Source organism: Vibrio syngnathi, assembly GCF_002119525.1.
Lineage (GTDB): Bacteria > Pseudomonadota > Gammaproteobacteria > Enterobacterales > Vibrionaceae > Vibrio > Vibrio syngnathi.
The window spans coordinates 242,452-256,167 of sequence record NZ_CP017916.1; the positions used below are offsets into that span (position 1 = coordinate 242,452).

Here is a 13,716-nt window from a genome sequence, read left to right on the forward strand (position 1 = left end):
ATTTTATTCGTTTCACCCGTGTAAAGTTACGGCTAGATTAACAAAAATCACATGACTAGTGTGAAGTTGCTCACGAGAAGTATGAAATATTTGTGAACAAACTTATCATTAGTTTTAACCCAAGTGGGTTTAGCTCAGATCTTGCGGCTCAATATCGAGTGACCAACGGACTTTTTTCGCAGCAGGTAACATATTAATTGCTGGCTTGGCGCTCATTAATAGCTTCTGCATCATCGAGCGAGTCTGTGTTTGTAGAATAAGCTGCCAACGAGACTTGCCGGCTCGCTTGGCCAGTGGTGCAGGGGTTGGGCCGAGCACCATGCAATATTGGTCAAATAACGGATGCGATTCCAATGTGTGGCGCACTTGACGCAAGAACTCTTCCACCAAACGTGTGTCATTGGCTTCCGCTCTAAACAGAGTCATGAAGGTATAAGGTGGCAACATCGCTTGTTTACGCTCTGCCAATGCGGTTTGGGCAAAGTGGTTATAGTCTTTGTGCAGCAACGCTTGTAATAAGCCATGTTCTGGATGGTGAGTTTGTAAGATAACCTCACCAGGCTTACTGGCTCGTCCTGCTCGACCTGCGACTTGAGTAAACAATTGAGCCAATCGTTCAGAGGCGCGGAAGTCACTGCTATATAAAGAGGCATCAACATCCAGTAATGCCACAAGTGTGACATCAGGGAAGTGGTGCCCTTTAGCAAGCATCTGTGTGCCGATAAGAATTTGGTATTCACCTTTGCGAATCGACTCTAACGCGCTTTCTAAGCTGCCTTTACGGCGAGTGCTGTCTCGGTCAATACGAATGGTTTTGTATTCCGGAAATAGCTGGCCAAGTTGAGCTTCCAACTGTTCGGTACCTACACCTACTGTCACTAAGTTCGCTGAACCACACCCTTGGCAATGATGCACAATATGCTGCTGCGAGCCACAATGGTGGCAGCGCATCTCATTACTGTATTGGTGATAGGTGTAGTAAGCATCACAACGCTTACATTCGGCTGTCCAACCACAATCGTGACACATCAGTGCGGGAGAAAACCCTCGGCGGTTGAGGAACAACATCACTTGGTTGCCTGCTTTGAGGTGTCTTTGCATTTCAGCAATCAAAGACGCAGACAAGCCACTTTCTAGATATTCACCCTTAACATCTAACACTTTATTGGTGGTTGGTAGTGCGACACCTGCGCGCGAGGTGAGGGTGAGGTAGCTGTATTTACCTATTTGGGCGTTGTGCAGCGTCTCAAAGGCTGGGGTAGCAGAGCCTAACACAACCGGAATTTGCGCCTTATGAGCTCGCATGATCGCCACATCACGAGCGTGGTAGCGGAGGCTGTCTTGCTGTTTATATGAAGCATCATGTTCTTCATCGACAATAATGATGCCCAGATCGGCAAAAGGCGTGAACAGAGCCGAGCGCGTACCAATCACAATGCCCGCTATTTTGTCACGTGCTGATAACCAAGCATTCAATCGTTCAGAATCGTTTAATCCAGAGTGAATCACCTCAACAGGCACATTAAAACGACGCTTAAAGCGATTAATCGTTTGAGGGGTTAGGCCGATCTCCGGTACTAACACTAACGCTTGTTTACCTTGGTCGAGAATCGGTTTGATCATATTCAGATAGACTTCAGTCTTACCTGAGCCAGTAACCCCCTCTAACAAGAAGCAACCAAAGTCGGTTTGGCTATTTACCGTTGCTATTGCTATAGCCTGTTCTTCATTGAGTTTTGGCTTATCTTGATCGTTTTCGAGATCCACCGGCCATGCATGGCGTTTTGGTTTTTTCTCTACCGATTCAACCCAGCCCTTCTCTTCCAACGTCTTAAGTACCGCGCTGCCCACCTCTTCATCGATGAACTTCTGATGAGGAACCGGGCCGTGCTCAAGCATGTGCATCACTTTGGCTTGTTTGACCGCTCGGCCGAAGCCCTGCATCAGTTGATCTCTGCCTGATGGGGTCAATTGCCATTCAACAAGCGTCGCGAAGTCTGCAGCTTTGCCTTTTCGTAAGGCGCTTGGTAGTGCGTTGGCCAAGGTTTCACCTAGTGGATACTGATAGAACTGGCTACACCATACCAAGAGTGAGTAGACCGATTCCGGCCAAACGGGTTGGTTGTCTAGTAAGGCTTTAATGGGCTTGAGTTTGTCTAATTCGAATTCAGATTCGTTAACCAGAGCCGTAACAATACCTGTTAAGGTTTGTCGTCCAAAAGGCACAGAAACTCGTCCGCCAATTATAGGGAATAGGTGGCTAGGAATCTTGTAATCGAACTGTTTGTCTAGTGGAACCGGCAGTGCCACGCGGGCAATCATTGGGCGCATAAATGGACGACTTTATCTGAGTTGACGAGAGCGGACAGTCTAAAGGATAAGGCGGTTAAATTCGAGAAGCAGTTTGGACCAGCTCAGAGAGTAGAACCAGTGAAGACCACTTAAGCCTTAAATCTTAAAGTGACAAAGGAAATAAAGAGGCTATTGGTGAAAAATGTATCAAATCAGTTGATCCTACCCCACAGATTCATTACTATACTGCGCCTTAAAGGTATGGCTTTATCGCGGTTTAGTGATACAGCGGTGTCTTTATTTATTTTTTAACTACGTGTGGTGTCCGGCTTAGAATCGGATGGCGACACGGCCTAATTGAGGTTTTCCCATGAAAGTTGGTATCCACCCAGAATACAAAGCAGTTTCTGCAACTTGTTCTTGCGGTAACACGTTTGAGTTCAACTCAACGCTAGCAAAAGAATCAATCCACCTAGACGTATGTGACAAATGTCACCCGTTCTACACTGGTAAGCAACGTATCGTAGATACAGGCGGCCGTGTTGATCGCTTCAACAAGCGTTTCGGTGCTCTTTCTAGCAAGAAGTAATTCTCGCTATTTAGACATAAAAAGGACACTTCGGTGTCCTTTTTTGTTGCCTGAAATTTGAGAAAGTACTGAATCGTATTTCATTATTAGGTCAGTTAAAGTAATAGGTTACTGACGTAAATCTTACTTAATCACTTATCCCAACACTCTTTCCTCGAAATTCGCTCTAAAGTTGAGCAGGCGATAGTAATTTCAACTGCCCACTGGTCTTATTAGTAGTGAAATCTCGTTTTTTAATGATACAGATGCTTCAACCACCTAGGAACTTTGAAGTACATCCATTAACATGAACAAGATCCCCCAAATAATAATATCCTAGGAACCTACACCTATGTCTGAAGACAGCCGCCAAGATCAATCCTCTCAAGCGTTATCGCCTCAAGAACAATTCCGTCAGCAAGCTCTTGATTATCATGAGTTCCCAATTCCAGGCAAAATTGCCGTAGAACTGACGAAGCCTGCAAACTCTGCAGAAGACCTAGCACTGGCATACAGCCCAGGTGTAGCTGAGCCTGTTCGCGAGATTGCACAGAACGTCGATAACGTTTACAAGTACACAGGTAAAGGCAACATGGTTGCAGTTATCTCTAACGGTACTGCAATTCTTGGCTTAGGCAATCTTGGTCCTATTGCTTCTAAACCGGTTATGGAAGGTAAAGCGCTACTGTTTAAGCGTTTTGCTGGTTTAGATTCTATCGATATTGAAGTAAAACACCGCACAATCGATGAGTTCGTTGATACGGTTGCGAATATCGCAGATACATTTGGCGGTATTAACTTAGAAGACATCAAAGCACCAGACTGTTTTGAAATCGAGCGTCGCCTGATTGAGCGTTGTGATGTACCTGTATTCCACGATGACCAACACGGTACTGCGATTGTTACGGCAGCAGGTATGCTGAATGCGATTGAGCTTCAAGGTAAGAAACTGGAAGAGTGTAAGATCGTTTGTTTAGGTGCTGGCGCAGCGGCGGTTGCTTGTATGGAGCTACTGATTAAGTGTGGCGCTCAGCGTGAGAAGATCTACATGCTTGACCGTAAAGGTGTGATCCACACTCGTCGTGATGACTTGAATGAATACAAAGAGCTGTTCGCAAATAACACCGACAAGCGCACGCTTGAAGATGTTATCGAAGGCGCTGATCTGTTCTTGGGTGTATCGGGTCCTAATCTGCTACCAGCTAAGGCTCTTACGCTGATGGCTGATAAGCCGGTTGTGTTTGCATGTTCAAACCCAGATCCAGAGATCAAGCCTGAGCTTGCACACGAAGTTCGTTCTGACCTAATCATGGGTACAGGCCGTAGTGATTACCCTAACCAAGTAAACAACGTACTTTGTTTCCCATTCATTTTCCGTGGTGCACTAGACGTGCGTGCGAGCGAAATCAATGACGAAATGAAGCTAGCGGCGGTTAAAGCGATTCGTGAACTAGCGAAAGAAGAAGTTCCAGCTGAAGTATTGGCAGCTGCGGGCGAGACTGCACTGGAATTTGGTAAAGGTTACATCATTCCTAAGCCAATGGATCCACGTCTGCTTCCTCGCATAGCAAAAGCAGTTGCGGAAGCGGCGGTTGAGTCTGGCGTTGCTCGTATTGAGATGCCTGCTAACTATATGGCTTAATGCCTTAATAGCTTAATAGCTTAATAGCTTAATAGCTTAATAGCTTAATAGCGGTTGCTCTATTGAGCGAAAAAGAATAATAAAAAACCGACTCATTTGGAGTCGGTTTTTTTATGTTTATCATTCACAGCGCACTGACAAGTAGTGTCGTGGGTGATGTGATAAATAGGGTTCAGCTATAGCGAATCAATAATGAAGGCAGTGACTGAGTTGTTTTTATTCTTCGTCAAACGCTTCGAACTCGATACCCATCTCTGTCATCAGTTTTTTCACTTCAGTAGGAATATCGTCGGGACGGTCTTTACGAAGATCTTCATCCGTTGGTAGTGGTTGGCCTGTGTACGCATGTAGAAAGGCTTCGCACAGTAGCTCACTGTTTGTTGCATGGCGTAGGTTATTAATCTGGCGGCGAGTGCGCTCGTCAGTAAGAACCTTTAACACTTTTAGAGGGATAGAAACTGTAATTTTCTTTACTTGTTCGCTTTTCTTTCCATGCTCAGCATATGGGCTTATGTATTCACCATTCCAGTCGGCCATTGCGTACCTTCATCACTTTAGTTGTTAGAATAAATTAATAGTGGTGATTTTAGCGGGATTTACTGCCATAAGCAAAGACATATAGACGTCTGGAAGTGTTGACGTCTCACGTTTATGAAAGTAAAGTGAATAACATATATCTAACACAGCCGCAAAATGCCGACAAGCAGCTGTGATTCTCAGACGCAAAATTTGTAAGGAAGCACCTATGAGCAGCCGGAAGCCAGCAACCATCGCCGTACGTACTGGTATCGAGTCAGACACGCAACATCATGCTGTTGTCCCACCCATTTATCTTTCGACTAACTATGGGTTTCCCGCTTTTGGTGAAGTGCCAAAGTATGATTATACCCGCTCTGGTAACCCAAACCGTGGTCTATTAGAAACGGCACTGTTTGAGCTTGAGTCGGGCAAAGGTGCGGTTGTGACTAACTGCGGTACGTCGGCACTTAACTTATGGGTATCCGCTTTCTTAGGTGGTGATGATCTTATCATCGCACCACACGACTGCTACGGCGGCACTTATCGTCTGTTTAACACACGCTCACTAAAAGGTGACTTCAAAGTTCTGTTCGTTGATCAATCGGATCAAGCGGCACTGGATGCGGCGATCGCGCTTAAGCCAAAGTTGATCTTAATCGAAACACCATCGAATCCACTGGTTCGTGTGGTTGATATTGCAGAAACTTGCCGTAAAGCGAAAGAAGTGGGTGCTCTGGTTGCTGTCGACAACACGTTTTTGACGCCTGTGTTCCAAAAGCCTTTAGAGCTGGGTGCTGACTTTGTTATCCACTCAACCACCAAATACATTAACGGACACTCGGATGTTATTGGTGGCGTTGTAGTGACTAAAACTGAAGAGCACGCTGAAGAGCTAGCATGGTGGGGCAACTGTATTGGTGCGACCGGCACACCATTTGATAGCTACATGACTCTACGTGGTATTCGTACGCTAGGTGCACGTATGCGTGTTCACGAAGAGAGTTCACGTGAAATTCTGACGGCGCTGCAACAACAAGATCTGGTGGGTACGATTTACCACCCAAGCCTTCCTGAACATCCGGGCCACGAGATCGCGAAAAAACAACAACTGGGCTTTGGTTCCATGCTGAGCTTTGAGTTTGCGGGCTCTTTTGAAGCACTTAAATATTTTGTAGATAAGTTAGAGCTATTTTCTTTGGCTGAATCACTGGGTGGGGTTGAAAGCCTGATTTGCCACCCAGCTTCGATGACTCACCGTGCGATGGGCGAAGAAGCATTGGCAGAAGCGGGTGTTTCTCAACAACTACTGCGCCTTTCTGTTGGCCTTGAAGATGCGGAAGACCTAATCGACGATCTCAAGCAAGCGTTTGAAAAAACACAACGCTTTATCACTGAAGGGGAGGGTTAATAATGGCAATCTTTCGCCAGCTACATAAATTTGGTGGCAGCAGTTTAGCGAACCCCGAGTGTTACCAACGCGTGGTCAATATTCTTAGAGAGTACTCATCAGCAACCGATTTAGTCGTTGTTTCAGCTGCGGGTAAAACAACCAACCGTTTGATTGAGTTTGTTGAAGCGCTCGATAAAGACGGCCGTATTGCTCACGAATGCCTGCAAACCCTTCGTCAGTTCCAACTTGAGCTGATTGAATCGTTACTTGACGGTGAAACTGCTGAGCAATTAACGGCAACCATTCAACAAGAATTTACTGCTTTGGGTGAGCTTACAGCTCCCTTGAGTGAAGCACAAAAAGCACAAGTACTGGGTCATGGTGAGGTTTGGTCTTCACGTCTGTTAGCCGCTTTGTTGTGCCAACATGACTTACAAGCGGTTGCTCAAGATGCGCGTGCCTTTTTACGTGCAGAAGCGGGTGCTCAACCCGAAGTGGATCGCGCGCGTTCTTATCCTCTGATTAAAGAAGTTTTGGCTCAGCATACGCATTGCCGAGTGGTGATTACGGGCTTTATGGCTCAGAACTGCGAAGGTGAAACAGTACTGCTTGGTCGTAACGGTTCAGATTACTCAGCAACCGTAATAGGCGCTCTGGCAGAAGTTGAACGTGTGACGATTTGGAGTGACGTGGCGGGCGTCTACAGCGCTGACCCTCGTTTGGTTTCGGATGCGTGTTTGTTGCCTCTGCTTCGCCTTGATGAAGCGAGTGAACTCGCTCGTCTGGCGGCTCCAGTGCTCCATAGCCGAACGCTACAGCCTGTCGCTCAAAGTGCTATGGATCTGAGCTTACGTTGCAGTTATCAGCCAGAGGCGGGTTCTACACAGATAGAGCGTGTATTGGCATCCGGTCGTGGTGCAAAAATCATTACCTCTTTAGATGAAGTTCTTATCGTGCAACTGACGTTTGGTCATGGACATGATTTCGACCGTCTAGAAAGCGAAGTGTTGGAAGGTCTTAAGCGTGCTCAACTAGAGCCGCTTGCTTATGAACTTGAACCGGATCAACATTGTTTGCGTCTTGCTTACACAGAAGAGATCGCTGGTGGCGCTTTAGAATATCTACAAGATCACGCGATTGAAGCGGAAATTAAGCTTAAAGAAGGCTTCTCTCTGATTGCGGCGGTGGGTGCAGGTGTGACTAAGAACCCGAACCATTGCTACGGTTTCTATCAGCAGCTCAAGAGCTCGCCAGTTGAGTTCATCTCAGAAGCGAACTCAGGATTGAGCTTAGTGGCTGTGATTCGTAAGAGTGAAACCTCAAGCCTAGTGAAAGGCATTCACTCTCAACTATTCCAAGCGCAGAAGCGTGTTGCGATTGCTTTGTGTGGTAAGGGCAACATTGGTTCAAGCTGGTTGAGCCTGTTTGCTGAGCAAAAGGCGGAACTCGAAAAGCGTCGTGGAATGAACTTTGAATTGGTTGCGGTTGTTGATAGCCAAACCTATTGGTTCGATGACCAAGGTATTGATGCGACTTCTGTAGGTAAGCGTTTTGATGACGAAGCGATTGCCAACAACGGTAACGACTGGTTAGAGCGTTTGGGCTCTATTCAGGGTTACGATGAAGCTGTAGTACTCGATGTCACCGCAAGCCCTGTGCTTGCAGCAAAGTACCTGCAAATTGCACAACAAGGTATCCACCTGATCTCAGCTAACAAGGTGGCTGGTTCAGCATCAAGCGAGTATTACCATCAGGTACAAGATGCTTTCGCTAAGATCAGCCGTCATTGGCTGTACAATGCGACAGTGGGAGCTGGCTTACCGATTAACCACACGGTACGTGACCTGCGCGAAAGCGGTGACGATATTATTGCTCTGTCAGGTATCTTCTCGGGTACTCTATCTTGGTTATTCCAACAGTTTGATGGCACGGTGCCATTCAGCGAGTTGGTTGATTTAGCGTGGCAACAAGGCCTGACGGAACCGGATCCTCGAGCTGACCTCGATGGCTCAGACGTGATGCGTAAGCTAGTGATTCTGGCGCGTGAATCGGGTTTAGATATTGAGCCTGAAAACGTCAAAGTAGAATCATTGGTACCTGAAGAATTACAAGATCTGTCAGTGGATGACTTCTTTGATAAAGCTTCTGTACTGAGTGAAGAGTTGGCCGAGCGTTTAGAGAAAGCGCAGTCTCAACAGAAGGTTCTTCGTTACGTAGCACGTTTAGAGAAAAATGGTAAGGCAACAGTAGGCGTTGAAGCGCTATCTAAAGAACACGCTCTGGCGAACTTACTGCCTTGCGATAATATCTTTGCGATTGAGAGCAAATGGTACAAAGATAATCCATTGGTTATTCGTGGCCCAGGTGCTGGTCGTGAAGTGACGGCTGGTGCAATTCAATCTGACCTAAACAGAATGTCTAGCCTGTTTTAATACTGAGAGCGATTGGCTTAATAGTCAGATCAATTGCTTTAATACTCAGATCGGTTGGTTTAGTACGTAAATGGCATACTATTCACTAAGATAAATAAGGCTGAAAGCACTATGTGTTTTCAGTCTTTTTTCTACATTCTTTCTGCTTTGCGACCCATCTATCGGCTTGAGCTTTTCTCACTATCTACTTGAAAAAAATTCATAATCGATCTGTTGACATTAAATCGTATTCAATACATTCTGGAGACATATAGACGTCTAAACGTCGCTAGGGATTTGAGATTATTTAGTGGTTGCTTTTGCCACAGGGAGAGTAAGATGGGATACACACACGCAAGTCATATCGACGCTTTAAATCAGAATATTGCAGAGCTTTCTGACAACATCAATGTGTCATTTGAATTTTTCCCACCGAGCAGTGAGAAGATGGAAGATACCCTGTGGAATTCTGTTCACCGTCTTAAAACACTTCAACCTAAATTTGTATCAGTAACCTATGGTGCAAACTCGGGTGAGCGTGATCGTACCCACTCAATCATTAAAGAAATTAAGAACCAAACAGGCCTAATTGCTGCACCACACTTAACGTGTATTGATGCTAGCCGCGAAGAGCTGATTCAAATTGCCGACGATTACTGGGCAAATGGTATTGAGAGCATTGTTGCGTTGCGTGGTGATATTCCAGCAGGCGGCGGTGCGCCAGATATGTACGCGTCTGATTTAGTTGAACTGCTTAAATCTCGTCACGACTTTGATATATCGGTAGCGGCATTCCCTGAGGTTCACCCTGAAGCAAAAAGTGCTCAATCTGATCTCATCAACCTAAAGCGTAAAGTAGATGCGGGTGCTAACCGTGCAATCACTCAGTTCTTCTTCGATGTAGAAAGCTACTTACGTTTCCGTGACCGTTGTGTGGCGGCGGGCGTTGACGTAGAGATTGTACCGGGTATCTTGCCAGTTTCTAACTTCAAGCAAGCGTCTCGTTTTGCTGCGATGAATAACGTAAAAGTACCGGGTTGGATGGCGAAGCAGTTCGAAGGTTTGGATGATGATCCAACAACTCGTCAGTTAGTCGGTGCTAGCCAAGCGATCGATATGGTTCGTACGCTAAGCCGTGAAGGTGTGAAAGATTTCCACTTTTACACGCTAAACCGTGCAGAAATGACTTATGCACTTTGCCATACGCTAGGTGTTCGCCCACAAGTCGCTGCGCTTTAAGTAAAGCCTAATAAGTAAAACCTAAGCGCTTGTAAAAAGCCTCTGGCTGTAAAATTTCAAATCCTATAGATACAAAAAAAGGCTTGGACTCTAAGAGTTCAAGCCTTTTGCTTTTCTAGCTTAACTTAAGCAAGAGCACCAAGTTCAAGCAGTACTTCGTCCGCCCATACAATCCATGCTTCACGGATAAGTAGGTTACGACGAAGCGTTAAACGCTCTAGGCGTGCTTGCTTGTCTAGTGTAGATGGCGTTGCGTAGTAAGCCGCTTCGATTTCTTTGTAGTGAGAAACCAGTTTGCGAGACTCTTCAACTAGCTCAGCAAGTTGTACACGGTAAGCGTCAGCAGGTTGTACAGCACAAGCCATTAGCTTAGCTGAGAACTCGTCACGAACGGTTGGGTGTGCAGTTGGTTGTTCAAACCATTCACCTAGCGCGCCACGGCCTGCGTCAGTGATAGAGTAAACTTTACGATCAGGTTTGCCTTCTTGAGGCTCAAGCACGCAAGTTACCTGGTCGTTCTGAGCCATTTTATTTAGCTCGCGGTAAACTTGTTGGTGGCTAGCTTTCCAGAAGTAACCAATGCTTGAAGAGAATTCTTTTGTGATATCGTAACCAGTAGCATCGCGTGTACTTAAAACGGTTAAAATTACGTGTGGTAATGACATGTCTGAAATCCAAATGGTAAACAGTAAACAAATACTTGAACAACAAGTGTGCTTCTATGGCACGTTATATTGGTTATGTTCAAGTAGCACCAACTCAATAGTTGGTTATGTCACCTTACAAAGCCGTTTATCACCTAGGTTGACCAGTTTATTGGTCGAGTGCCGCAGATTATTATTTTGGAGTGTTTCTGCAGTGGAGCAGTAGTATATCTAAATAATAAGCATAAAGTAGAATACATGGACAAAATAACCCAAAAAACTGACAAAATACTCACTAGTGGTTATTTGGCAAAATAAAAAGGCCGCACATGGCGACCTTTTGTTTCTTTTATAGATGGAATCACTAATTAACCAGTGTTTCGCATACCTGCTGCAATGCCTGCAATCGTCACCATTAGCGCTTCTTCTAGCTCTGCTGGTGGTGTTTCACACTTACGAGTACGGTAAAGCAGTTCCGCTTGAAGCATGTTTAGCGGCTCAACATAGATGTTACGTAGACGAATTGACTCAAGTCCCCAAGGGTCGCTTTGCATCAAGTTCTCGTTATTTTCTACATTCAGCACCGCTTTGATGTCTTTCTGCAATTGTTCACGCAGTAATTCACCTAACGGCAGCAGTTCTTTATCAACAAGGCGTTGGTCGTAGTACTTAGCGATTTCCATGTTGCACTTCGAGTACACCATTTCCAACATACCTAGACGAGTAGAGAAGAATGGCCATTCACGACACATCTCTTCAAGTAGCGCTTGATGGCCTTGATCGACAGAGTATTGGATCGCTTCACCAGCGCCTAACCATGCAGGAAGTACCAAACGGTTTTGGCTCCATGAGAAGATCCATGGAATCGCACGTAGGCTTTCTACGCCGCCGTTCGGGTTACGTTTCGCAGGACGAGAACCAAGAGGTAACTTGCCTAACTCTAGCTCTGGCGTCGCTTGGCGGAAGTAAGGAACAAACTTCTCTTCACCACGAACGACGTTACGGTAAGCTTCGCAAGATACTTCAGAGAGCACTTCCATTAGGTCGCGCCATTCTTGTTTTGGCTCTGGTGGTGGCAGAAGGTTCGCTTCTAGAATCGCACTTGCGTATAGGTTGAAGCTATTAACTGCAACATCTGGCAAGCCAAGTTTAAAGCGGATCATTTCGCCTTGCTCAGTTACACGTAAGCCGCCTTTCAAGCTTTTAGGTGGCTGAGAAAGAAGAGCAGCGTGCGCTGGCGCACCACCACGACCAACTGTACCGCCACGGCCGTGGAATAGAGTCAGTTCAATACCTTCTTCTTCACAAGCCTTAACCAACTTGTCCATAGCATCATACTGCGCCCAACCAGCAGACATTACGCCAGCGTCTTTTGCTGAGTCAGAATATCCGATCATCACCATTTGGTGGTTCTGGATAAAGCCACGGTATAAATCAATGCTCATTAGCTGTTTCATCACGGCTTCTGAGTTGTTCAAGTCGTCCAGCGTTTCGAACAATGGACATACATCCATGCGGTACGGGCAACCACACTCTTGTAGCAGCAAGTGAACAGCCAGTACATCTGATGCTGTACGAGCCATAGAGATAACGTAAGCACCAAAGGCTTCACGAGGTTGAGCAGCAACGACCTTACAGGTGTCCAAAACCTCTTTGACCTGTTCAGATGGCTCCCAATCGCGTGGTAGCAGTGGGCGTTTTGAGCTTAATTCATTAGTTAAGAAAGCGACTTTGTCTTGCTCGCTCCACTGGTCGTAATCACCAATGCCTAGGTAGCGAGTCAATTCAGACAGCACATCTGAGTGACGTGTGCTTTCTTGACGAACATCGAGACGAACTAAATGCACACCGAATGCTTTTAGACGACGCAGCGTATCAAGCAGAGAACCGTCTGCAATGACGCCCATGCCACATTCGTGCAGCGATTGGTAACACGCGTAAAGTGGTGTCCAAAGTTGGTCGATGTTCTGTAGCGTTTCTTTCTTCGGTACTTCAGCGTCGTGCAGCTTTGCATCAAGCACTTCTAACGTGTTGTTCAGCAGAGTACGTAGGCTCTTCAGGATGGCACGGTAAGCTTCGTGCTCATCGCCAGCCAATTCACGAACGGCGTCATTACACTTGGTCATCGACAGTTCGGTAATCAGCTCGTTGACGTCACCTAGATACAGGTCAGCGGCTTTCCAGCGAGATAGGCGCAGTACTTCTTTGGTGATGGTGTGCGTTACGAATGGGTTACCATCGCGGTCGCCACCCATCCAAGATGAGAAGTGTACTGGGCGTGCATCGATTGGTAAGCCTTCACCAAGGTAACCTTTTAGTCGGTCATCCATTTCACGTAGGAAATCAGGCACAGCTTCCCAAAGAGAATTTTCTACAACCGCAAAGCCCCACTTAGCTTCATCAAGTGGTGTTGGGCGTTGCTGACGAATCACATCAGAGTGCCAACCTTGAGCGATAAGTTGCTCTAGGCGACGTTCGGTTTTCACTCGCTCTTTGTGTGATAGGTCGCTTAATTCTAATTTAGACAGACACTCGTTGATCTTAACCAACTTGTTGATCATGGTGCGACGAGTGATTTCTGTTGGGTGAGCAGTCAAAACGAGTTCGATGTTCAGGTCGCGAACAGCTTGAGCCGCATCTAGCTTGCTGATGTCGTTTTGGTTTAATTTGGAAAATAGAGATTGCAGCACGTCTGGTTCGCAAACATGCTCCTCACAGTGGCGAGAGATGGTGTGGTATTGCTCTGCCATGTTGGTGAGGTTGAGAAATTGGTTAAATGCACGAGCAACAGGAGTGAGTTGTTCGTTCGGCAGGTTTTTGATTTCTTCAACTAGGCTGTCACGGTCAGCTTTGTTGCCTGCGCGGGCGGATTTGGAAAGTTTACGGATAGTCTCCACTTTCTCTAAGATAACGTCACCATGTGCATCTTGGATTGTGTTACCTAGCAAGCGTCCCAGCATGCTTACGTTACTCTTGAGAGCGGCGTATTTCTCGTTCATTGTCATCCTGCC

The 13,716-nt window shown here is 46.2% G+C and carries 9 protein-coding genes; 5 read left to right on the forward strand and 4 right to left on the reverse strand.

Annotated features, from left to right (window positions below):
• Positions 1-129 precede the first annotated feature (129 nt).
• The gene (gene priA / locus K08M4_RS01150; protein ID WP_086048606.1) at positions 130-2,331 is read right to left on the reverse strand and encodes a primosomal protein N'; all 2,202 of its coding nucleotides are present in this window, start codon (positions 2,329-2,331) and stop codon (positions 130-132) included.
• A 331-nt stretch (positions 2,332-2,662) separates the two neighbouring features.
• Between priA and rpmE the strand changes: the two genes are divergently transcribed.
• Both rpmE and K08M4_RS01160 read left to right on the forward strand, forming a co-directional pair.
• The gene (gene rpmE, locus K08M4_RS01155) at positions 2,663-2,881 is read left to right on the forward strand and encodes a 50S ribosomal protein L31 (RefSeq protein WP_009848884.1); all 219 of its coding nucleotides are present in this window, start codon (positions 2,663-2,665) and stop codon (positions 2,879-2,881) included.
• Between the two features lie 331 nt (positions 2,882-3,212).
• Positions 3,213-4,502 carry a malic enzyme-like NAD(P)-binding protein gene (locus tag K08M4_RS01160; RefSeq protein ID WP_086048607.1) on the forward strand — a complete coding sequence of 430 codons (1,290 nt, stop codon included), beginning with the start codon at positions 3,213-3,215 and terminating at the stop codon, positions 4,500-4,502.
• Between the two features lie 216 nt (positions 4,503-4,718).
• On the opposite strand, the gene metJ is transcribed toward K08M4_RS01160, so the two are convergent.
• The gene (gene metJ, locus K08M4_RS01165; RefSeq protein WP_004729686.1) at positions 4,719-5,039 is read right to left on the reverse strand and encodes a met regulon transcriptional regulator MetJ; all 321 of its coding nucleotides are present in this window, start codon (positions 5,037-5,039) and stop codon (positions 4,719-4,721) included.
• Between the two features lie 208 nt (positions 5,040-5,247).
• On the opposite strand from metJ, the gene K08M4_RS01170 reads away from it, so the two are divergent.
• The 3 genes from K08M4_RS01170 (at position 5,248) to metF (ending at position 10,061) form a co-directional block, all read left to right on the forward strand.
• A complete protein-coding gene (locus K08M4_RS01170; protein WP_086048608.1) occupies positions 5,248-6,429 on the forward strand; it encodes an O-succinylhomoserine (thiol)-lyase in 1,182 nt (393 codons plus the stop codon).
• Between the two features lie 2 nt (positions 6,430-6,431).
• Positions 6,432-8,843 carry a bifunctional aspartate kinase/homoserine dehydrogenase II gene (locus tag K08M4_RS01175; RefSeq protein WP_086048609.1) on the forward strand — a complete coding sequence of 804 codons (2,412 nt, stop codon included), beginning with the start codon at positions 6,432-6,434 and terminating at the stop codon, positions 8,841-8,843.
• A 318-nt stretch (positions 8,844-9,161) separates the two neighbouring features.
• On the forward strand, positions 9,162-10,061 hold the full coding sequence (gene metF, locus K08M4_RS01180; RefSeq protein WP_086048610.1) for a methylenetetrahydrofolate reductase: 900 nt from the start codon (positions 9,162-9,164) through the stop codon (positions 10,059-10,061).
• A 125-nt stretch (positions 10,062-10,186) separates the two neighbouring features.
• Here the strand turns inward: metF and K08M4_RS01185 are convergent, their stop codons facing one another.
• Positions 10,187-10,726 carry a PadR family transcriptional regulator gene (locus K08M4_RS01185; RefSeq protein ID WP_004729682.1) on the reverse strand — a complete coding sequence of 180 codons (540 nt, stop codon included), beginning with the start codon at positions 10,724-10,726 and terminating at the stop codon, positions 10,187-10,189.
• Positions 10,727-11,073: 347 nt separating this feature from the next.
• Entirely contained in the window at positions 11,074-13,710 is a 2,637-nt protein-coding gene (gene ppc, locus K08M4_RS01190; RefSeq protein WP_198299318.1) for a phosphoenolpyruvate carboxylase, read from the reverse strand.
• Positions 13,711-13,716: the final 6 nt, after the last annotated feature.